The sequence below is a fragment of the Flavobacterium sp. AC274 genome, from assembly GCF_979258275.1.
The window spans coordinates 4,629,915-4,652,488 of record NZ_OZ409852.1 but is presented as its reverse complement, the minus strand read 5'-3'; the positions used below and the strand labels follow the sequence as shown (position 1 = coordinate 4,652,488).

At 33.7% G+C, this 22,574-nt stretch carries 21 protein-coding genes and 1 pseudogene; 8 read left to right on the top strand and 14 right to left on the bottom strand.

Annotation, left to right across the window (positions count from 1 at the left end; translation table 11 throughout):
• From ACZZZT_RS21125 to trmD, 6 genes are all read right to left on the bottom strand, one after another.
• Positions 1 to 480, bottom strand: a complete 480-nt coding sequence (locus ACZZZT_RS21125) for a GyrI-like domain-containing protein (protein ID WP_463461817.1) — start codon at positions 478 to 480, stop codon at positions 1 to 3.
• 2 nt (positions 481 to 482) lie between these two features.
• Positions 483 to 1,304: a DUF4249 domain-containing protein gene (locus ACZZZT_RS21120; protein WP_463461816.1), complete on the bottom strand. Its 822-nt coding sequence runs from the start codon at positions 1,302 to 1,304 to the stop codon at positions 483 to 485.
• A gap of 38 nt (positions 1,305 to 1,342) precedes the next feature.
• The gene (locus tag ACZZZT_RS21115) at positions 1,343 to 3,727 is read right to left on the bottom strand and encodes a TonB-dependent receptor (protein ID WP_463461815.1); all 2,385 of its coding nucleotides are present in this window, start codon (positions 3,725 to 3,727) and stop codon (positions 1,343 to 1,345) included.
• Positions 3,728 to 3,860: 133 nt separating this feature from the next.
• The gene (locus tag ACZZZT_RS21110; RefSeq protein WP_463461814.1) at positions 3,861 to 6,083 is read right to left on the bottom strand and encodes an NADP-dependent isocitrate dehydrogenase; all 2,223 of its coding nucleotides are present in this window, start codon (positions 6,081 to 6,083) and stop codon (positions 3,861 to 3,863) included.
• 276 nt (positions 6,084 to 6,359) lie between these two features.
• Positions 6,360 to 6,710: a 50S ribosomal protein L19 gene (rplS, locus tag ACZZZT_RS21105; RefSeq protein WP_042566433.1), complete on the bottom strand. Its 351-nt coding sequence runs from the start codon at positions 6,708 to 6,710 to the stop codon at positions 6,360 to 6,362.
• Between the two features lie 220 nt (positions 6,711 to 6,930).
• Positions 6,931 to 7,605, bottom strand: a complete 675-nt coding sequence (gene trmD, locus ACZZZT_RS21100; RefSeq protein WP_059116141.1) for a tRNA (guanosine(37)-N1)-methyltransferase TrmD — start codon at positions 7,603 to 7,605, stop codon at positions 6,931 to 6,933.
• A 545-nt stretch (positions 7,606 to 8,150) separates the two neighbouring features.
• Here trmD and tnpA point away from each other — a divergent pair.
• From tnpA to ACZZZT_RS21065, 7 genes are all read left to right on the top strand, one after another.
• Positions 8,151 to 8,612 carry an IS200/IS605 family transposase gene (tnpA, locus tag ACZZZT_RS21095; RefSeq protein WP_463461813.1) on the top strand — a complete coding sequence of 154 codons (462 nt, stop codon included), beginning with the start codon at positions 8,151 to 8,153 and terminating at the stop codon, positions 8,610 to 8,612.
• Between the two features lie 23 nt (positions 8,613 to 8,635).
• Positions 8,636 to 9,172 (top strand): NADPH-dependent FMN reductase, encoded by a 537-nt coding sequence (locus tag ACZZZT_RS21090; RefSeq protein WP_463461812.1) that lies wholly within the window; start codon positions 8,636 to 8,638, stop codon positions 9,170 to 9,172.
• Positions 9,173 to 9,213: 41 nt separating this feature from the next.
• A complete protein-coding gene (locus tag ACZZZT_RS21085) occupies positions 9,214 to 10,077 on the top strand; it encodes a sugar phosphate isomerase/epimerase family protein (protein ID WP_463461811.1) in 864 nt (287 codons plus the stop codon).
• 50 nt (positions 10,078 to 10,127) lie between these two features.
• On the top strand, positions 10,128 to 10,478 hold the full coding sequence (locus ACZZZT_RS21080) for a cupin domain-containing protein (protein WP_042566428.1): 351 nt from the start codon (positions 10,128 to 10,130) through the stop codon (positions 10,476 to 10,478).
• A 142-nt stretch (positions 10,479 to 10,620) separates the two neighbouring features.
• Complete coding sequence (locus tag ACZZZT_RS21075; RefSeq protein WP_463461810.1) at positions 10,621 to 11,769, top strand: MFS transporter; 1,149 nt, start codon at positions 10,621 to 10,623, stop codon at positions 11,767 to 11,769.
• Positions 11,770 to 11,829: 60 nt separating this feature from the next.
• Positions 11,830 to 12,762 carry a peptidylprolyl isomerase gene (locus tag ACZZZT_RS21070; protein ID WP_042566426.1) on the top strand — a complete coding sequence of 311 codons (933 nt, stop codon included), beginning with the start codon at positions 11,830 to 11,832 and terminating at the stop codon, positions 12,760 to 12,762.
• Positions 12,763 to 12,858: 96 nt separating this feature from the next.
• Entirely contained in the window at positions 12,859 to 13,167 is a 309-nt protein-coding gene (locus ACZZZT_RS21065) for a c-type cytochrome (RefSeq protein ID WP_073393082.1), read from the top strand.
• A 91-nt stretch (positions 13,168 to 13,258) separates the two neighbouring features.
• On the opposite strand, the gene ACZZZT_RS21060 is transcribed toward ACZZZT_RS21065, so the two are convergent.
• The 3 genes from ACZZZT_RS21060 to ACZZZT_RS21050 form a co-directional block, all read right to left on the bottom strand.
• A complete protein-coding gene (locus tag ACZZZT_RS21060; RefSeq protein WP_463461809.1) occupies positions 13,259 to 13,654 on the bottom strand; it encodes a GreA/GreB family elongation factor in 396 nt (131 codons plus the stop codon).
• Positions 13,655 to 14,057: 403 nt separating this feature from the next.
• Complete coding sequence (locus tag ACZZZT_RS21055) at positions 14,058 to 14,612, bottom strand: thioredoxin family protein (RefSeq protein WP_463461808.1); 555 nt, start codon at positions 14,610 to 14,612, stop codon at positions 14,058 to 14,060.
• 388 nt (positions 14,613 to 15,000) lie between these two features.
• Entirely contained in the window at positions 15,001 to 15,894 is an 894-nt protein-coding gene (locus tag ACZZZT_RS21050; RefSeq protein ID WP_042566422.1) for an alpha/beta fold hydrolase, read from the bottom strand.
• Between the two features lie 115 nt (positions 15,895 to 16,009).
• Between ACZZZT_RS21050 and ACZZZT_RS21045 the strand changes: the two are divergent.
• A pseudogene (locus tag ACZZZT_RS21045) lies at positions 16,010 to 16,344 on the top strand (tRNA-binding protein).
• 122 nt (positions 16,345 to 16,466) lie between these two features.
• Here ACZZZT_RS21045 and ACZZZT_RS21040 read toward each other — a convergent pair.
• The 5 genes from ACZZZT_RS21040 to ACZZZT_RS21020 all read right to left on the bottom strand — a co-directional run bounded on the left by ACZZZT_RS21040 (position 16,467) and on the right by ACZZZT_RS21020 (position 22,442).
• Positions 16,467 to 17,015, bottom strand: coding sequence for an RBBP9/YdeN family alpha/beta hydrolase (locus tag ACZZZT_RS21040; RefSeq protein WP_463461807.1), 549 nt, complete (start codon positions 17,013 to 17,015; stop codon positions 16,467 to 16,469).
• A 21-nt stretch (positions 17,016 to 17,036) separates the two neighbouring features.
• A complete protein-coding gene (locus tag ACZZZT_RS21035) occupies positions 17,037 to 17,864 on the bottom strand; it encodes an alpha/beta hydrolase (RefSeq protein ID WP_463461806.1) in 828 nt (275 codons plus the stop codon).
• Positions 17,865 to 17,875: 11 nt separating this feature from the next.
• Positions 17,876 to 20,140 carry a beta-glucosidase BglX gene (bglX, locus tag ACZZZT_RS21030; RefSeq protein WP_463461805.1) on the bottom strand — a complete coding sequence of 755 codons (2,265 nt, stop codon included), beginning with the start codon at positions 20,138 to 20,140 and terminating at the stop codon, positions 17,876 to 17,878.
• Positions 20,141 to 20,226: 86 nt separating this feature from the next.
• Positions 20,227 to 20,595 (bottom strand): PUR family DNA/RNA-binding protein, encoded by a 369-nt coding sequence (locus ACZZZT_RS21025; RefSeq protein WP_026981839.1) that lies wholly within the window; start codon positions 20,593 to 20,595, stop codon positions 20,227 to 20,229.
• A gap of 68 nt (positions 20,596 to 20,663) precedes the next feature.
• A complete protein-coding gene (locus ACZZZT_RS21020; protein WP_463461804.1) occupies positions 20,664 to 22,442 on the bottom strand; it encodes an ABC transporter ATP-binding protein in 1,779 nt (592 codons plus the stop codon).
• Between the last annotated feature and the right edge of the window lie 132 nt (positions 22,443 to 22,574).

Here is a 22,574-nt window from a genome sequence, read left to right as displayed (position 1 = left end):
TTATTTGGTTTTTATCGGAATCCAGATGTCTTCTTCAGAATTTGGATCGTCTTTTTTATATTTTTCACCCATAATTGCAAAATGCGGTCTTTCGTCAACCGTATATGCTGAATTTGGAAGCCATTCAACAAAAATAGAATGATAGGTTGTGTGTGCTTCACTTGCTGGGCCTTTGTGTGTAAAAACTGCATATAAACCAGCCGGAATAATTAAGGTTTCCATTTCAGAAGGAATTTCTTCAAAGTCTGTAACTTCTATCGCAGCCCATTTTTGAAAGGAACTACCGGGATCAAAATTATCAAAATGCCCAACCGGAAATACTTCAAGTGAATACAAATTAGAGTCAATTGAGTTTTTGATTTCTTTTCGGCGTGGCATAAAACCATTCCATAACTGAAATGTTTTATTTTCGATAAAATTCATTTTAATGTAATTGCCGATTAATTTTTTTTCTGCTAAATTTTCAATTCTGGCTTCCATGCTTATTCTATAGTAAATGTTTTTGAATCGGTTTCGCTAAGCGAAAAATACCCCAAAGGATAATTGCTTTTGTCTGTCGTGTTCATGATATTTCCTTTTACAGTGGCAGGTGGGGATTGGAATGGTCCGCCCACATTACTGCCGGCAATACTAACCAAAATACTCATGTAGTTATAATATTGTTTTGAAATACCATAATGTGTTATGTTGATTTTGTCTCCGGGTTTTAATTCATCATCATCTGAAAGGCTGAAAAATTCGTTTCCCTGAAAAAATTTATCGTCATCAACATAGTAATTTGAGGTAATTTTATTTGAGTATTCGTAATTGTACAAATAAAAATTGTCTACACCTGCCGGATCATTGTAAAAAGCCCTTACTTCAATGTCTTTTCCTGTAAATCCTCCTTCGTTATTTTGTTCCATTCGTGTTATTGGAGCAACAGATTTCATGATTTCGCTTGCAGTATAAGTATTTCCGTTGCTAATAACGGTTAAGGTATATTGCTCGTCGATTACAGGTTTGAAATTATTACAAACATATCGACCTGAGTTAGGAACTTCAACAAAATCAAATTGTTCTCCTGCACTGTTTTTTATAAATACAATTGCGTCTGAAACAGTTGGGATTACATTTTCAAAATAACCCGTTGTAGTGGTTAGTTTTATTGTTTGTTGTGCGCCTGTGGTTCCTTTTTGCCAGTTTATGGCGCCTTCGATTACTAATTTTGATGGAGCAGTATCTAAGTCAACATCAACAACTTCTTCACAGCTTGTGAAGAAAATCGATATGAAAAATACGATTAACAAGATTGCTTTTTTCATGATTTGTATTTTTAATTCTTTTGACAGAAAAGTGATTTTTAAAACTTGAAATTATAACTAACAGCAGGAACAATCCCGAAAATAGATGTTTTTACAGCCTCATTATAACCTGTATCGACATTTTGACGGAAGTTTATTGACGCTGCGTTTTGTCTATTGTATAAATTATAAATACTAAAAACCCATTCGCCTTTCCAGTTTCTGTCTTTATTGCTGCGTGGTGTTAAAGTAGCCGAAACATCAAGGTGATGATATGCCGGTAAACGATGTTCGTTTCGCAAACCATAACTCGGAACAGTAATGCCAAGATACTCGTATTGTCCGTTCGGATAAGTAACCGGCTGTCCTGATTGTAAGGCGAAATTAGCTCCAAAAGACCATTTTTCGTTTAAATTATAAGCAGAGGTAATGGCTAAATTATGTGTTTTGTCATAAGCAGAATTGTACCATTGTCCGTTATTTATTCCCGTTTCTTCAGGTGTTCTTCCCGGCGTTTGCTGTTCTGATTTTGACAATGTATAGGATATCCATCCATTAAATTTGCCTTCATTTTTCTTGAACATAATTTCTAAACCATAAGCACGCATTTGCCCGTTTAAAATAACCTGCTCTATGGCATTATTAGCAATCAAATCTGCACCATCAATATAGTCAAGACGATTTTGAATTTCTTTATAATAACTTTCGACTTCGAGAGAATATGCTCCATTATTTATATTTCTGAAATAACCTAAAGCAACCTGATCTGCAATCTGTGGTTTGATATAAGTGTCACTTGGCATCCAGACATCTAGCGGAGTAGGTGATGAGGTGTTCGAAATTAACTGAAGATATTGTGCCATTCGGTTATAACTCGCTTTTACCGCCTGATCGTCATTTAGCTGATAAGAAATTGAAAATCTCGGTTCCAGATTATTGTAGTTTTTTATGGATTTATTTTTGCCATAATATTCGGTTCCAATAGGCGTTCCTTTTTCATAAATCTCTAAATCTGAATTGAAAACAACAGGATTATTATTTTCGTATAAATTGATTGTTGAAGAACCTAAACGATAAAATAAACTATAACGCAGTCCGTAAGCGACTGTGATTTTTTTCGAAAGCTGATTTTCGGCATCAATATAAATGGCGGGTTCAAAAGCGTATTTTTTATCTAATTGATCCGGGTTAATTCCAGATTCTGCATTACTTGGTTTTATAGTTCCGGGATTGAATTCGTAATAAATTCCGTTTAAGCCGTAATTCAGCTTGAATTTATCTGAAATATAGTTTTTGAAATCGTATTTAATATTATAATTTTTGATTCCCGAATCCCATTTGAAACCAACGAAATCAAGATCTAAACCGTAATAATAATCGCTGTAAATCAAGGATAAATTCGAGAATAATTTATCAGAAAACAAATGATTCCAACGAAGGTTTAAAGTTGAATTTCCGTAAATATTCGTAAAACTTTTGTTTAAACTAAACACGTCACGACCAAAATAACCGGATAAATACAAACTGTTATTGTCGTTTAATTTATAGCTCAATTTGGTGTTTAAATCGTAGAAATATGCAGAGTTATCTTTATTTTCTTCGGATAATTTTAAAAATAAATGTGCGTAAGAAGCTCTTCCTCCAATTAAAAATGAACCTCGGTCTTTTACTATCGGACCTTCGGCAAGAATTCTGCTCGAAATTAATCCGATTCCTCCATTTACATGGAAATCCTTACTGCTTCCGTCTTTTTGATAAATATCTAAAACTGAGGAAGCTCTTCCGCCATAGCGTGCGGGAATTCCGCCTTTGTATAATTTTAAATCTTTTATAGCGTCAGGATTAAAAACAGAGAAAAAACCAAATACGTGTGATGAATTAAATATTGTTGCTTCGTCTAATAAAATTAAATTTTGATCTGCACCTCCGCCACGAACGTTGAATCCTGATGCACCTTCGCCTGCATTTGTAACTCCGGGAAGTAGTAAAATAGATTTTAAAACATCGACTTCACCTAAAACTACCGGCATTTTTTTTATGGTGGCAATCGAAAGTTTATTGGCACTCATTTCCGGCGATTTGATGTTGATTTTTCCTTTATTGTCGGTAATAACAACTTCCTGAAGTTCTTCGCCGCCGCCTTCGTTTAAGGCAAAATTATTTTTGGTATTTTGATTTAAAACAACTGTTTTTTGAATGGTTTGATAACCAACATAACTTATCTCGATTTGATGTTCACCTGATGGAATTGTAAGTGAATAAAAACCGTATTCATTAGTTGTGGTTCCAATTTTTAGTGCGGGAATGTAAATGTTGACGCCAATTAAGGTTTCATTGTTTTTAAAGTCGGTTATGGTGCCGCTTAAAGTAAATTTTTCCTGAGCAAATGAAGTAAAGATTGTAAAAATAATAATTAGAAACGTAGTAAACTTTTTTGTAATCATTGTTTTGATTTTGATTTACATAGATAATAATTCTTACTAAATATTATAGAGTAAGGTTTGTTAAACATTAGTTAAGAAAAAAAGACAACCGTTTCGGGTTGTCTTTTTTACTATTAATGTGTAAACATTTTATTTATTTAATTTCAGCAAGAATTGCATTGAATGTCGCACTTGGGCGCATTGCTTTGCTTACTAACTCCGGAGTTGGCTGGTAGTAACCGCCAAGAGTTTGAGGTTTTCCTTGAGCACCAATTAATTCAGCGTCGATTTTAGCTTCGTTAGCCTCAAACTGAGCTGCAATTGGAGTGAAAATAGCTTTTAATTCAGCATCTTTATTTTGTGCTGCCAAAGCCTGAGCCCAATAGAAAGCAAGGTAGAAATGAGAACCACGGTTATCAATCTGACCTACTTTACGAGCTGGAGATTTATCATTTGCAAGGAATTTATCATTTGCTTCGTCAAGAGTTTCAGCTAAAATAATTGCTTTAGAATTATTTAAAGTTTGTCCTAAATGCTCTAATGAAGCACCAAGAGCTAAAAATTCTCCTAGTGAATCCCAACGTAAATATCCTTCTTCTGTAAATTGCTCAACGTGTTTAGGAGCAGAACCTCCGGCACCAGTTTCGAACAATCCACCACCGTTCATTAACGGAACGATAGATAACATTTTTGCAGAAGTTCCTAATTCTAAAATTGGGAATAAATCTGTTAAGTAATCACGTAAAACGTTTCCTGTTACAGAGATAGTATCTAAACCTTTGATGATTCTGTCTAAAGTAAATTCAGTTGCAGCAACCGGATTTAAGATGCGAATATCTAAGTTTGTAGTATTATAATCTTTAAGATATTTTTGAACTTTTGCAATCAATTCTCTATCATGCGCTCTGTTTTCGTCTAACCAGAAAACAGCAGGAGTATCAGATAAACGAGCTCTGTTTACAGCTAGTTTAACCCAATCCTGAATAGGAGCGTCTTTTGCCTGACACATTCTGAAAATGTCATTTGCTTCAACGTTTTGCTCCATTAAAACAGTTCCTTTATTATCAAGTACACGAACAACTCCGTCAGCTTGCAATTGGAAAGTTTTATCGTGAGATCCGTATTCTTCTGCTTTTTGAGCCATTAAACCTACGTTAGGAACACTTCCCATTGTTTTAGGATCAAAAGCACCGTGTTTTTTACAGAAATCGATAGTTGCAGTATAAATTCCGGCATAAGAACGGTCTGGAATAACAGCGATTGTATCTTGTTGTTTTCCTTCTTTATTGTACATCTGTCCAGAAGTACGAATCATTGCCGGCATAGAAGCATCAACAATAACATCAGATGGAACGTGTAAGTTTGTAATTCCTTTATCAGAATTTACCATTGCCAAAGCCGGTCCGTTTTCGATTGCTTTAGTAATGTCAGCTTCAACTGCAGCTTGTTCAGGTCTTCCTGCAATTTTTGCGTAGATATCACCTAAACCATTTCTGGTATCAATATTTAATTCAGCAAATAAAGTTTCATATTTTTTGAAAAGATCAGCAAAATAAACTTCAACGATAGCGCCAAAGATAATTGGATCTGAAACTTTCATCATTGTAGCTTTCAAATGCACAGAAAGTAAAACACCTTCTTTTTTTGCTTCAGCGATTGCTTCAGCAGCAAAAGATTTTAATTTTTTTACACTTAAAACAGAACTGTCGATTATTTCGCCAGCTTTTAATGGTGTACTTGCTTTAAGAACAGTAGTTGTACCATCTTTTGCAACGAATTCAATTTTTACATCATTAGCGTCTGCAACAGTAAGTGATTTTTCACTTCCGTAAAAATCACCATTTGGCATAGAAGCTACTTTAGTTTTTGAGTCAGCAGACCAAGCACCCATAGAGTGTGGATTTGCTTTTGCGAAGTTCTTAACTGCTCTTGGCGCTCTACGATCAGAATTTCCTTCACGCAAAACAGGGTTTACAGCAGAACCTAATACTTTAGCGTATTTAGCTTTGATTTCTTTTTCAGCATCATTCTGAGGCTCTTCAGGAAAATCAGGAATTTTGTAACCATGAGATTGTAATTCTGCAATAGCCGCTTTTAATTGCGGTACAGATGCAGATACGTTTGGTAATTTAATAATATTAGCTTCTGGTTGTGTAGCTAATTGACCTAATTCAGCCAAAGCATCTCCGGTTTTTTGAGCATCTGTTAAAACCTCAGGAAAATTGGATAAAATTCTACCTGCCAACGAGATGTCTCTGGTTTCGATAGCGATACCAGCCGTAGCTGTAAATGCCTGAACAATTGGTAAAAAAGAATAAGTCGCTAATAATGGCGCCTCATCAGTTAAGGTGTAATAAATTTTTGAATTCTGTGTCATTTTTTTTTTATAATCGTATCGCAAAGGGTACGCGATGTAAAAGGTATAGTTGGCTCGAAATGAGCGGAGCAAATATAATAAAAACAGTCCGAAAACGGTGTAGTTTTCCGGATAAATACAGGAATTACGAAATTGTTATTTCGGCATCGTTAAATTGCTAATTCGATGATTTTGATATTAAAATATTGCTGTTTTGTTATTTTAAAAAAGTAAGCATAAAAAAAACTCGTTTCAAACAATATGAAACGAGTTTTTTTATAACAAAGAGATAAATGATTATCTTCTTTTATCTCTAATCTTAGCTTTTTTACCAGTAAGTTCTCTGAAGTAGAAAATTCTAGCTCTACGTACAGCACCTTTCTTGTTGATTTCAATTTTTTGTAAAGCTGGCAAGTTTACCGGGAAGATACGCTCAACACCAATAGCACCAGACATTTTACGAATAGTAAAAGTTTCTGTGTTACCAGAACCTCTTCTTTGAATAACAACTCCTTTAAAAAACTGAGTTCTTGTTTTTTCACCCTCTTTAATTTCGTAGAAAACTGTGATAGTATCTCCAGCTCCAAAAACAGGGAAATCTTTTTTAGCAACTAATTCGGTTTGAACGAATTTCATTAAATCTGCCATGATATCTTAAATTATGGTTTTTTATAATAGAGCAACATTCACGGATCTCGCCAGAGGTTAGTCTAATTCGGGTGCAAATGTAGTTAAATAAATTCAAATTCCAAATTTTTAAAATTCCAAATTCCAATTCAAAACGTCAAATTACAATATAAGTAAATTCCAAATTCCAATCTTTTAACTAGTTGATCAATTGGAATTTGGAATTTTAAAAATTTGGAATTTATTCTAACAGATCCGGGCGTCTGTTCTTTGTATGTTCATACGCCATATCTTCGCGCCATTTGTCAATTTTGGCAAAATGACCACTGGTTAAAACTTCCGGAACTTTCCATCCTTTATAATCTGCGGGTCTTGTGTATATAGGTCCGGAAAGTAAATTATCCTGAAAACTATCTGTCAATGCCGAAGTTTCATCGCTTAAAACTCCTGGAATTAATCGAATTAAAGCATCAGATAAAACCAAAGCGCCTAATTCTCCTCCGGATAAAACATAATCACCAATCGAAATTTCTTTGGTAATAAAATGATCACGAACACGCTGGTCTACACCTTTATAATGTCCGCATAAAATGATAATATTTTCATACATTGACATTGTATTCGCCATTTTTTGGTTTAAAGTTTCTCCATCTGGCGACATATAAATGATTTCATCATATTCACGCTCACTTTTTAAATGAGTAATACAAGCATCAATAGGCTGAACGGTCATCACCATTCCGGCGCCTCCGCCAAACGGATAATCGTCTACACTTTTTTGTTTGTTAGTCGTATAATCTCGCAAATTATGAAAATGAACTTCAACCAAACCTTTGTCGATGGCACGTTTCATAATCGAAGCCTCAAACGGACTTTTTAATAATTCCGGCAAAATAGTAATAATATCAATTCGCATTTTTCTTCAATATTTTCTAAGCGGCAAAGATACAAAGTAATATTTGAGAACTTTGAAAATATATAATATTTGAATTTTGAACGTAAATATTTTGCCGTTAATTTCATCTAATCTTTGTTATCTGTTAATTATGTAGTCCCTACGGGACAAAATCGTGTTGGTTAAATACTTTTTTGCTACCAATATTTTGTTCCTAACGGAACATGTTTTTCATACGATCTTGTGATGGAATGGTCTTTGCTTATATTTTTTTAATCACCAATATTTTGTTCCTAATGAAACATGTTTTTCATACGATCTTTGAGGACAAATGTTTTGGTTTTAATTTCTTTTTGGATCAATATTTTTGGTTGTGATGGAACATACTACTGAGATACTAAAAACAGTAATAATTTAGTAGCTTTATTCTTTCAAATTAATATATTTGCAATCTAATCTACCAATGAACATAAAATGATTTTTTATAATTCAATATTCCGCTAGGAATTATCTATTGGTAGAAAAAAATAATCCGATCACAAATTGTCCCGTAGGGACTACATATTATGGCAAATACATACACTCAAATTCATATTCATTTTGTTTTTGCAGTAAAATTTCGGCAAGCTATAATAAGTAATGATTGGAAAGATGAACTATACAAATACATAGCAGGAATTATAAAAAGTAACAATCATAAACTTTTAGCTATAAATGGTGTTGCAGATCACATCCATATATTAGTTGGAATCAGACCTGCTCAGTCAATTTCTGACTTGATGAAACATATTAAGCAAGATTCTTCAAAGTGGATTAATAAAAACAATTTTTTAAAAAATCATTTTGAATGGCAGGAAGGTTATGGTGCATTTTCATACATTAAATCTCAATTAAATGCCGTTGTAAATTATATTCAAAATCAAGAATTACATCATCAAAAGAAAATATTTAGGGAAGAATATATCGATTTTCTAGACAAATTTGAAATAGATTATGATGAAAGGTTTATTTTTAAGGAATTAATCTAGAAGACTCTATTTTTATAGAAATTATGATTTCAAAAAAAACAAAAATTCTTGCAATAACCGGCAGTAACAGAAAAAATTCAAGCAACTACAAAATTTTAAAATACATTTCGGAACATATAAAATCTGAATTCGAAGTTGAAATATTTGAAGAGCTGACTGAAATACCACATTTCAATCCTGATTTGGATAATGAGAATCCACCAAATACTGTTGCTTCTTTCAGGAATAAAATAAATGAGGCAGATGGCGTGCTAATTTGTACTCCCGAATATGTTTTTAGTTTACCGGGAAGTTTAAAAAATGCTTTAGAATGGTGTGTTTCAACTACTGTTTTTTCAAATAAAAATACTGGATTAATAACTGCTTCGGCCTCTGGAGAAATGGGGCACAAGCAATTATTGCTTATAATGAAAACGCTCGAAGCTAATTTTTTGGACAATACACAACTTTTAATTCAGGGCATCCGAGGAAAAATCAATGAAGAAGGAAAAATTATAAACGAAGAAACAGAAGTTGCGCTTCAGGATTTTATATGTAATTTTGAAAGTCAATTTAATTAAAGATTTTATTTAAAAGATTATTTTTATTTAAAAAAGATAAGATGATTTCCAGAAGAACTTTTGTTATTAATTCCGGTTTAGCTACTGCAGCAGTTTTAGCGATGCCATCTTTAGCTTTTACTATGAACAAAAAAGAAATTGGTTTACAATTATATACATTGCGAGATGAAATTTCGAAAGATGTAAAATCTACCTTGCAAAAAGTAGCTGCCGCGGGTTATACAAATATTGAAACTTATGGATTTTCTATAAAAGATCAGTTTTGGGGAATTTCGCCAACAGCACTTAAAAAAATCTTAGACGAAAATCAATTAAAAGCCGTAAGCGGACATTATAATTTAGGAAGTTTTTTATATGATGGAAACACAGCAGAGCTTATTGCGGCAATTGAAGCAGCAAAAGTTTTAAAAAGCGAGTATTTGACAATTCCCTGGGTTGATGAGCCATTTAGAAAAGATTTTAAAACAATAGCGTCACGATTAAATGAAGCTGCAAAAATGTGCAAAGCTTCAGGTTTAAAATTAGCGTATCATAATCATGATTTTGAATTTCAAGAACACGATGGAATTACCGGATATGAAATCTTACTAAAAGAAACTGACAAAGATTTAGTGTATTTTGAGTTGGATTTATATTGGGTGGTTCGCTCAGGAAATGATCCGTTAAAATTGTTTAAGGAAAATCCCGGACGTTTTAAAATGTGGCATGTTAAAGATATGGACAAATTAAATCAAGCTTTAAATACTGAAGTTGGTTCGGGTTCAATTGATTTTAAAACTATTTTTAAGGAAGCAAAACAATCAGGAATGAAACATTTTTTTGTTGAACAGGAGAATAATTACAATCCAAATTCTTTTGAGTCTATAAAAAACAGCTATGATTTTATTTCCAAAGAATTGCTTTAGAATAATTCATTTAGAAACCTTATTTTTGTAGGAATAAAATCAGAATAAATATGCAAAGTTTCGGAACAAGTAAAGAATTTATAAAAGGCGATGATATTGAATGGGAAGTAGTTGGTGAAGGAATCAAACGCAAAATACTGGCTTATGATGATAAAGTAATGCTGGTAAATGTTCATTTTGAAAAAGGTGGAATAGGTGTTTTACACGAACATTATCATTCTCAGGTAACTTATGTCTCAAGCGGTAAATTCGATGTTACAATTTCTGGTGTTACCCAAACATTAAAAGAAGGCGATAGCTTTTATATTCCGCCACATGCAATTCATGGTGTTGTTTGTCTCGAAAGCGGACTTTTAACAGATGTATTTAGCCCGATGCGGGAAGATTTTATGAAATCATAAAGTTTTAAAAATCAATATAATCTTTAAAATCAATCTCTGATTTGATTCTGAATTTGAAAATTTTTTACATTTTTTAAAGTCTTGGTTAAAATTAGATTGGTATTTTTGCAAAATGAATTTATCCAAAACGAATGTCTTATTTATGGCAGTTTGCACTGGACTTATAGTTGCAAATCTTTATTACTGCCAGCCTTTAATTGTTTTAATAGCCAACGAATTTAAAATTCCGGAAGCAAATGCAGGAACCATAACATATCTTACACAAGCCGGATATGCAATTGGTTTATTTTTCATGGTTCCGTTAGGTGACAAAATCGAGCGTAAAAAGCAAATTTTGATGACCACTTTTGCGTCGGTAATAGCCTTAATTTTAGCTGCAACAGCAAAGAGTTTCTTTCTTTTGCAAATTGCTTCTTTATTAATAGGAATCACTTCAATAGTCCCACAGCTTATTTTGCCATTGGCGGCTTCATTAAGTGCGCAGGAACAACGAGGAAAAGTTGTTGGAACTATTATGAGCGGCTTATTGGTCGGAATTTTACTTTCAAGAACTTTAAGCGGATTCATTGGTCAGGTTTTGGGTTGGAGATCGATGTTTTATATCGCAGCCGGAATTTGTCTTTTGATCTTTTTTGTAATTCAGAATAAATTCCCCATTAATAAACCTCAGTTTCAGGGAACTTACGGACAGTTAATTCAGTCACTTTTTACCCTTATAAAAACCCAGCCGGTTTTGCGCGAAGCTACCATGATTAATGTATTTAGTTTTGCACAATTTGGTGCTTTCTGGACTACAATGGTATTGCTGCTTTCCGGAGAACCTTTTCATTTTAATAGTGCGACAATTGGTTTATTCGGAATTGTTGGTGCATCCGGAGCTTTGGCAGCACCTTTGGTTGGAAAAATAGGGGACAAAGGCGGGTCGAGAGTAGCGGTGGGTTATGGCTGTTTGTTGATATTAATAAGCTTCTTGATTTTTTACTTTTCAGTAGAAAGCGTAATTGGTATTGCGATTGGAATTGTATTTATAGATATCGGAATTCAAGGCGTTCATATTTCAAACCAAACCCGTGTTTATTCCCTACTTCCGGAAGCAAGAAACAGATTGAATACTGTATTTATGTCGTTTAGTTTTTTAGGAACGGCTGCAGGATCTGCATACGGATTATTATTATGGAAATTAGGAGGATGGCACGCCGTAAGTATTGGTTGTGTTGGATTGTCTTTATTAGCATTTACAGTTTACGGACTTACTTATAAATCATCCCGACGCTTCGGGACTAAAAAATAGAAAGCACAAATTGATACAGAATTAATTTGTAAATTTGCAATCAAAATTAAAAATTACAACATGGAAAACGGAATATACGCTAAATTCAATACTAGTAAAGGTTCGATTTTAGTAAAACTTACACACGACTTAACACCAGGAACCGTAGGGAATTTTGTAGCTCTTGCAGAAGGAAATATGGAAAATAAAGTAAAACCACAGGGACAAAAATTCTATGACGGATTAACATTTCATAGAGTAATTCCTGATTTTATGATTCAGGGTGGATGTCCTAAAGGAACAGGAACTGGAGATCCTGGTTATAAATTTGATGATGAATTTCACCCAAGTTTAAAACATGATCGTCCGGGAGTTTTAGCTATGGCAAACTCAGGTCCTGCAAGTAATGGTTCACAATTTTACATCACTCACGTTCCAACTTCTTGGTTAGACGGAAAACATACTGTTTTTGGTCACGTAATCGAAGGTCAGGACGTTGTTGATGCTGTTGCTCAAGGTGATAATCTTGATGCAGTAGAAATCATCAGAGTTGGTGAAGAAGCTGAAAAATGGAATGCTATTGAAGCTTTTGTTGGTTTAAAAGGTGCACGTCTAAAAAGAGACGCTGCCTTAAAAGCTGAATCTGAAGCTAAAATGGAGCAATTAGCTGCTGGATTTGACAGAACAGAAAGCGGATTACGTTACAAAATGATTAATAAAGGAGACGGTAAAAAGGCTGAAGCAGGTAAAACAGTTTCTGTACACTACGAAGGTTCATTAGAAAACGGAAAAGTTTTTGATTCATCTTACCCAAGAAAAAAACCAATCGAATTTAGATTAGGTCAAGGTCAGGTTATTGAAGGATGGGACGAAGGTATCGCTTTATTACAAGTTGGTGACAAAGCTCGTTTTGTAATTCCGTCTGATTTAGCTTATGGAGCTGCAGGTGCAGGAGGGGTAATTCCACCAAACGCAACTTTGATTTTTGACGTTGAATTAATGGACGTAAAATAAGAAGCTTAAAAACAATTTAGTTTTGTTTTAAATAATAATCCCATTCGCCAGCCGAGTGGGATTTTTTTATATTTACTCAAAAATTAAAGCAAAATAATGAAAGCAAAAATCCTAATCCTAACCGCTGTAACTCTACTTTTAGTTTCATGCGGAACTAAAAAATCGGTTCCTGCTGTAGCAGCTACACCTACAGTTACCGAAACTAAAGCCACAGAATTAACACCTGAATTGGCGGAAGGAAAAAACCTTTATGATAACAGTTGCGCAAGATGCCACAAACTTTACGAGCCAAAGAAATTTAGTCAGGAGGAATGGAAGCCAATTTTGACAAGGATGCAGAAGAAAGCACATTTAGATGATGTTCAAATGGCTTCGATATCAAACTATATTACATCCCAATTATAAGTGTATTTAGAAAGGCATTCTTTAAACGGGATGCTTTTTTTATTTTAGTTGAGAACAAAAAAACACCTTCACAAATGAGGTGTTTTAAAATTTAAGAATGATGTACAGCCGTATTGTCTACAGCAATTATTTTTAAAGTTTTTATTCCGGCAGGCAATTCCCAATCGACTTCGTCATTTTCTTTAAAACCAATAATAGCAACACTTAAAGGCGCTAAAATTGAAATTTTTCCCAATTTTACATCAGATAGAGAAGGTAAAACAATTTGAATTTTCATTTGTTTTTTTGCCTTGACATCTTCAATTGTAACAAACGAATTGATTCTGACAACAGAATGATCTAATTCGCTTTCCTTGCTTATAACTGCGCGATCTAATTCTTGTGAAAGCTGATTGGCTTCTTTTGTGTTTGTTGAATTTTTACTTTTTAGTATCAGTTCTCTTAGAAACTGATAATCTGTTTTACAGAAAGTGGGTGTTGGTTTCATAATGATATGTATTATTTATTGAATTTTAAACTTGAATAATTGATTGATAGGCTGATAAAGCTTAAATTGTTTTCAAATGCATATTGCATTCGAGATAGGCTAATGAATGTTTTGAAAAATTTTAATTGAAAGAACCAAAAAATTATTTGAGAGAGAATTTACTCTTTCAAATAAAATAAATGATTCGTTTTTTGGTAAAAATCCTCCGCCTGAAAGAAGAAATTGAAATAGACGGAGGCCTAATTAATAAAGGCCTTACTATGTGAAATAAATGCAGCAGCAAGCGGTTTTCTTTTCAAAGAAAACAACAAAGATGTAGCTGTAAATATATTTATAGTACTCACAATGAGAAATGTTTATTGATCTGCAAATATAGGAAAAGTTTTCTAAAAAAGCTAAAATCTTATTTCCACTTAATACTACAGCCAATACTTGGTTTTTGAGTTTCGTTTAAACTTCTGTTGTAAATCAAGGCATCTATGGCGCTTCGTAAATCACTTCCACTTAACGGAATTCCGTTATTTGGTCTTGAATCGTCAAGCTGACCACGGTAAAATAAGCGATCTAAATTATCAAATAAATAAAAATCGGGTGTGCATGCGGCGTCATAAGCTTTGGCAACTTCTTGACTTTCATCAAATAAATAAGGAAAATCTATTTTATTCTGAAAAGCAAATTCTGTCATCATTTCCGGAGAATCCTGCGGATATTTTTTAACATCGTTGCTGGAAATCGCAATTATTCCAATTCCTTGTACACGGTAATCATTAGCGATCATAATAATTTCCGGTAATGCATGATGCACAACCGGACAATGATTGCAGATAAAAATCACAAGTGTTCCTTTTGATCCTTTTACATCTTCAAACGAGTAAACGTTATTAGAATTAGTATCTTTTAGTTTGAAGTTTGGAGCAATTGTTCCAAGCGGAATCATATTTGAAGAAGTTTGTGCCATTGTGTAAAAGTTCTTTATTCAAATTTAGATTTAAAATCTGAATAAAAAAGGATCAGGACTAAATGTTGTGGACAAACAGGATTTTTTTATGCTGTTAGTGATTTTAACCGCAAAGTTCGCAAAGATTTTTATTTTGCGGTATCGTAAGAAATTAAAAGTCCGCAAAGCTAAATCAATACAAACCTTTGCGAACTTTGCCTTTTTATAAAAGCTATAGTAAAAGAACACTTTGCGAACTTTGCGGTTAAATTTTTTTCTGCTTCTGCTGTCTATTTCTAAACTTTTGAATCTGATCCATAAATTTCAAATAAAAAAATATCCAAAGAGACATATTATTAAAAATAGCTCTTTGGATATTGTATTTAGGAAATGATATATATAGAAGATTTTATGAATTTAAGAAATCCAATAAATCTGAGTTTAATTTGTCTTTGTGTGTATAAAACAATCCGTGTGGAGCGCCTTCGTACACAATATATGTATTTTGACGGATGGCCTCTGCTGTTTTCTTAGATGTTAAATCTATTGGAACAATTTTGTCATCATCGCCATGAATAATTAAAGTAGGAACTTTTACAAAATCCAGTTCATCTCTAAAATCAGTATAAGAAAAAGATTCAGCACATTTTAAAGTCGCTCTTGGAGAAGCAAAAGAACACAACATTCTGTAATATTCCATCAATGGCGTACTTAACGGTTTGTTGATAATATTTACACCAAAAAAGGTTTTTCCAAAATTATCTACAAAACCTATTCTGTCTTCCTTAATTGCATTGGCTGTATTATCACTTTTTTCCTTTGGATGTCCGTCTGGATTATCAGTTGTTTTTAATAAAAATGGAACAACGGAAGAAATCAAGGCCGCTTTTGTAACACCTTTTCCACCATATTTGCTGAAATAACGAACAACTTCGCCACCGCCCATAGAAAAACCTACAAGAGTAGCATCTTCTAAATGTAACTGCTCGATAATTTCTTTTAAGTCATCTGTCAGAGTATCATAATCATAACCTTCCCATGGTTGCGAAGATTTACCAAATCCACGGCGATCGTAGGCAATTACGCGAAAGCCATTTTGCACTAAAAAGTCGATTTGATATTCCCACATTTCATTAGAAAGCGGCCAGCCGTGAATTAAAATTACCGGTTTTCCTTTACCATAATCTCTTACATATAATTTTACATTTGGATCTGTTTCTATATACTTATCAGTACATTGTACGGAAATATCACAATTTAAATCTCTAAGAGACGGGCTGCTATTCGTTAAAACATTTTCCATTTTATATTTTTTTAATTGTTAGCTTTATCATTTACATTTGTAAAATTAAAAGCTTCATCGACAAAAAAAGTTATAGAATTTGAGTCAATACTTACAATATTAATATCTTAAAATAATGGATTTAACCTGGAATGAATTTGAGAGAACCGATATGCGCGTAGGAACCATCATTGAAGTAAATGATTTTCCCGAAGCCAGAAAACCTGCTTATCAACTCACAATTGATTTTGGTGCCGAAATTGGCATCAGAAAATCATCTGCACAAATTACAGTACATTACAAAAAAGAAGATTTAATAAATAGACAAATTATATCGGTTGTAAATTTTCCAAAAAACAAATTGGAAAATTTATGAGCGAATGTCTTGTTCTTGGCGCAATAGGCAAGGAGGGAGACGTGATTTTATTAGCTCCCGATTTTAAAATAGAAAACGGTTTGCGTATTGGTTAATTTAACCGCAAAGTTCGCAAAGGTTCTACGCAAGGTTCGCAAAGTTTAATAACATAAGGCTTTGCGAACCTTCCTTTTTTTAACTTCAAATGTGAAAATCTTTGCGAACTTTGCGGTTAAATTTATTGACCTATTTTAGAAATTAATTTCTGCAGAATCACCTGCCCTTCTTCCCAATATTTTAAATCAGAATCAGAGTTAATGTGACCTTTTTGTCCTACGTTTACAAAATCACTTCCCCACATTTCAGCAAAATATTGTTTTCTTTCAAAAGAAGCATACGGATCGTTTTCACTCGCCACAACTATTGACGGAAAAGGTAATTTTGAAATGGGCATTGGAGCAAAATTTCTAATAATCTCCGGCGTATGTTGAGGTGAATCTACATCGGCGGGAGCGACTAATAATGCGCCAACAATATTTTTGTTACTGTTTAATGCCGCCCAATGGTTTACCAATGAAACCGCAAGACTATGCGCAACCAAAATAGTTGGTTTATCAAGTTTTGCAACTTCCTCATTCAATCTTTCGAGCCATTCTTCACGAACAGGCTCGTCCCAATTGTCCTGAACAAGGCGAGTTGAATTTTCGAATTTTTTATGCCAAAAAGTTTGCCAGTGTTTGTCACCAGAATTTCCCAGTCCGGGTAATATCAATAAGTTTGCTTCCATTGCCGTGGATTTTTTAAATTATTATTTTTTGATTTGTTTCTCTTTCAAAATACGATTTATTTCATTTATAAGCAACGGAAATGCAGGTTCTGTCATCCCGTGACCATATCCGTCTAATTCGTAAAGCTTAGTTTCTTTATGCCCCACTAATTTCATCATGCGTGCCATATATGCGTTTTCTTCGTAGCGCCCTAACATTTCTAATTCGCGATCTCCGGTAATTAATAAAAGAGGAGGAGCATCGGCACGAACATGAAAAAGTGGTGCAAATTCGTCAATTGTTGGCTGTTTTTCGGGAATTCCGTTTTCTCTTCTAATTTCAAAATGGGTAATGCACTGACCGCTAAACGGAATTAAGCCTGCAATTTTATTAGCATCAATTCCTTCTTTTTGAAGATATTTTTTATCCAAACCAATCATCGAGGCTAAATATCCTCCTGCAGAATGCCCTGAAACAAAAATTGCGGAATTATCACCGCCATAATTAGCAATATTATTAAATGCCCATGCAACAGCGGCAGCGGCATCATCAATGGCTCTTGCTGCTTTTGCTTTTGGAGATAACCTGTAATTAACGCCAATAATGGCAAACCCTTTGTTTTTTAAGGCTTCGGGGATTTCTTTGCTTCCTCCGGTTAAACCTCCGCCATGAAACCAAATTATTGTTGCGAAATTTTTAGTGTTTTTTGGGTAATAAATATCCAAAACACATCTTTCGTTAATATAAGCATCTGATTTATTAATTGCAGCGTTATAATATTGAATATTGGTTTTCGTTTCATATTCTGTTTTTTGGGCAAAAGAGAAAACTCCAATAAAAAAGCAAAGTAATACGGTTATTTTCTTCATAATATAAATTTTTACTCCACTTTAAAATCGCCTTCCAGACCATTCTCTGCATGCGAAGCAATCCAGACTTTAAAGTCGCCAGGTTCTGTTTTAAGTTCCATTTTATCATTATAAAAAGCAAGATCAGAAACAGGAATTGAAAATTGTACGGTTTTAGATTCTTTAGGTTTTAATTCGATTTGTACAAAATCTTTGAGTTCTCGAATAGGTCTCACAATACTTCCTGTAATATCACGAACATATAGCTGCACAGTTTCCGTTCCTGTCGTATTTCCTGTATTGGTGATAACAGCAGAAACGTTTAATTTTTCGGTATTATTATTTTTAAGAACTGCTTTTTCAATTTTTAAATTTTCATAAGAAAAGGTCGTGTAACTCAAACCAAATCCAAACGGATATTGAGGTTCATAACCCGCATCAAGATAATGCGAATTATTTCCCAGAGAACTTTGCCAGGCTTCGACAGGAATATCCTGAATCGCCACAAAAGTTTTAGGATCTGCCGGTCTTCCAGTATTTGGATGGTTGTAGTAAATAGGGATCTGACCGACTTCTTTTGGCCATGTTACAGGCAATTTCCCTGACGGATTTACAACTCCCAAAAGGATATCAGAAATTGCAGGGCCAGCCATTGTTCCCGGATGCCATGCCATAATTAAGGCATTTACTTTTGGCAATATAGCTCCTAAAGTAATAGGTCTTCCGGACATTATTACCAATACAATTGGCTTTCCTGTTTTCTGTAATTCTGCTATTAATTTTTCCTGTAAACCCGGTAAGTTAATATTGGCTCTTGAATGAGCTTCTCCCGAAAGAATAGCTTCTTCTCCTGCAAAAAACAAAATCACATCTGATTTTTTAGCTTCTGCAATTGCGGCTGCAAAACCTTCTTCAGACATAGATCGACTATGTGAAAGTCCGGCGGAATAAAATACATTATTTGCTCCAAAACTATTTTGTAATGCTTTTAGCGGCGTTTGAGAATCTTCTTTATTTCCGTCAAAAATCCACGTTCCTAATTGTTCTCGTGAGGCATCTGCCAAAGGGCCAATAACCGCTATTTTTTGATTGGATTTTAAAGGTAAAATCTGATTTTCATTTTTTAATAAAACGCTGCTTTTGCTCGCCGCAGTTCTTGCAGTTTGTAAAGCATCGGCACTTAATAATGAAAATTTTTCGCGGTCTTTAAAATACGGATTTTCAAAAATTCCTGCTCTAAATTTTATTCGTAGAATATTACGAACCATTTCGTCCAGTTGCTTTTCAGAGATTTTCTTCTCAGCAATCAGCGTTTTTAAATGATGGGCATACGATAAACTGGTCATTTCCATGTCAAGTCCTGCTGAGGCAGATTTTAATGCAGCATCTTTTTCGTCAGCCGCAAAACCATGTGGAATCATTTCAGTAACCGAATTCCAGTCGCTTACCACAAAGCCATCGTATTTCCATTCTTCGCGTAATATTTTTTTAAGTAAAAAAGGGTTTCCAGAAGCCGGAACTCCGTTTACGTCGTTAAAAGAACTCATGAAGGTAGCGGCTCCAGCTTTTGCTGCGGCTTCAAAAGGTTTTAAATATACATTTCGAAGCAAAGATTCAGACATGCTTACAGTGTTATAATCTCGTCCGCCTTCTGCAGCTCCATAAGCGGCAAAATGTTTGGCGCAGGCTAAAATTTGTCCCGGAACTGAAGGATCATTTCCCTGAAATCCTTTTACATAAGCAACTCCCAATCGTGATGCCAATAAGGGATCTTCACCTGGTGATTCTGCAATTCTTCCCCAGCGGGCATCTCTGGCTATATCAACCATTGGTGCATACGTCCAGTTAATGCATCTTGAATACGATTCGTTAGCGGCGATTTTTGATGTTTTTTCGACCAAATCCATATCCCAAGAAGCAGCTAGGCCTAAAGGGATCGGAAAAATAGTTTTATAACCGTGAATAACATCTCTTCCAAATAATAACGGAATATGATTGGGACTTTCTTCGACTGCAATTTTTTGTATTTCAAAAACAAGATTTGGATCTGTAAGATTTAAAATAGCACCTACTAAACCCTTTCGAACATCATTTTTAAGTTCTTCAGATAAACCTTTACTGCGGCTTGAAGTTCCTTTAAGGCATGCCTGACCAATTTTTTGTTCCAGGGTCATGTTTTTTATGATGTTGCCGATTTTCTTTTCAACATTTAAATCGGTTTTTTGGCTGTAGGATATTGATATTATGGAGAGAAACAATAATAAGCAATAATGTGGTTTTGTGGTTAGTGTTTTCAAGGTTAGCTTTTTTAAATTTAAATATATAAAAAAAGTCCAAAATGCAGGACATATTGGACTCGTACTTTTTAAAAAGTTATATTGGACTAAATATCGTCAAAATCGATATCTGTAAAGCTAGATCTTTGGCCTTCAGGTTTATCAGAACCATATTCTTTTTTAAAATCTTTTTGATGTCTTTCAGAGATTACTTCTTCGCCTTTGTGGTTCAAGACATATGAAGTCATTTCCTCTAGTATTTCGGCAAAAGCACCAAAATCTTCCTTGTACAAGTAAATTTTGTGTTTTTTAAAATGAAAAGAACCGTCTTCTTCGGTAAATTTTTTACTTTCTGTAATCGTGATATAATAATCGTCTGCTTTAGTAGCTCTCACATCAAAGAAATAAGTTCTTCTTCCTGCTCGTAATACTTTAGAAAAAATCTCTTCTTTTTCTAACATGTCATTTTCTCTCATAATACGTTCTATCATTTTTGGAATTAATAGTACTCAAAAATCATAAAAATTTATCTATTACGCAACAATTAAAGTAATTCTTTTTCCGAAAGTTGTTTTAAATATAACGATGCATAATATCCTTTCTGATTTATTAATTGATTATGAGAGCCTTGTTGGATGATTTTGCCATCTTCCAAAATGATTATTTTGTCGGCATTTTTTGCTGAAGATACCCGATGACTTACAATAATCGTAGTTTTATCCTTGCAAATTTCGAATAAATTGTTCAAAATCGTCTCTTCTGTTTCAGTATCAACGGCAGACAGACAATCGTCAAATAGCAGAATAGCAGGATTCTTAATAATCGCTCTTGCAATAGACACACGCTGCTTTTGTCCGCCTGAAAGCGTGATTCCTCTTTCGCCTAAAATAGTGTCATATTGTTTGTTAAAAGCAATGATATTGTCATGAACCACAGCATTTTTTGCGGCTTCCATAACTTCCTCGTCGCTCGCATTCTGATTGCCAAATTTGATGTTATTTTTAATGGTATCCGAAAATAAAAACGCATCCTGTGGCACAATCCCGATATTATTTCGAAGATCATTTAGGTTTAAAGTGCTTATTTCATTTCCATCAATTATAATTTTTCCTTCGGTAACATCATATAAACGAGAAATTAAAGATAATATTGTTGATTTTCCCGAACCCGTTTTTCCTAATATAGCAAGCGTTTCTCCTTTTTTCACAGTAAAAGTTACATTTTTTAAAGCTTCAATATTGGTATCTTCATAAGTATAACTTACATTTTCGAAAGAAATCGAGCCCTGAATAGTAGATGGATTTTCGTTGTTATTTTTAATTTCCGGTTCAATTTTCAAAAATTCATTTAAACGTTTTTGAGAGGCTTCTGCTTCCTGAACCATGGATGAAACCCATCCTAATGAAGCAACAGGCCATGTTAACATGTTTACATAGAGAATGAATTCGGCAATTGTACCGATGTTCGGAATCGTTCCGTTGATGTACATTACGCCTCCAAAATAAATCACAACCAAATTACTAATTCCGATTAAGGCAATCATCAAAGGCCCAAAAAGTGATTGTACTTTTGCTAAATCTAAACTTTTCTTTTTGCTTTCATCGGCAAGAGCTACCATATTATTTTGATGTTGATTTTCTAATGAATATGCTTTTATTACGCGAATTCCGGAAAATATCTCTTGTGAAAAACTAGAAACTTTTGATAAATATTGTTGAAAAGTGGTGCTTCTTTTATTGATTTCTGAACTCAGTTTAAAAATACAATAAGACAGAATAGGCAACGGCAATATCGTGTACAAAGTCAACAAAGGCGAAACATTATACATATATAAGATAACAATGGCAAAACGAATAAACGTATTGATCGTGTACATTACCGCGGGACCAACGTACATACGAACTTTAGAAACGTCTTCGCTAATACGGTTCATTAAATCTCCCGTACGGTTTTGTTTGTAGAAATTTTGCGAAAGATTTTCATATTGTTTAAAAACTTCATTTTTTAAATCAAATTCAATATGTCGCGACATTACAATTAAAGTCTGGCGCATCAGGAAAGTCAGGAAACCAGCAACAATTGCACTCCCAATGATTAACAGCACGTTGTGAATTAAATCCTGCTTGTAATAATTAATTATTATGGAAGATTTTTGATCGGCATCAGACAATTTTAAAAATTGCTCAATAACATTAAAAGAGTGACTGACAAGCTTTGGAGTGAATAAGAAAAAAATTTGTGCGATTATGGTTATTAAAATTCCAAAGGAAAAACTGTATTTATATTTAATAAAATATTTGTTTAAATAGCTTAATTCTTTCATTTTTTTAAGAGATTCAATATTAAGTATGTTTGATTTTGTGAATTATTCCTAATTAAAATTATAATAAACTGTAATTAAATCAAAATAAAAATATTGTGTAATTGTTATTTTAAAGATAAAAAATTAGCGCAA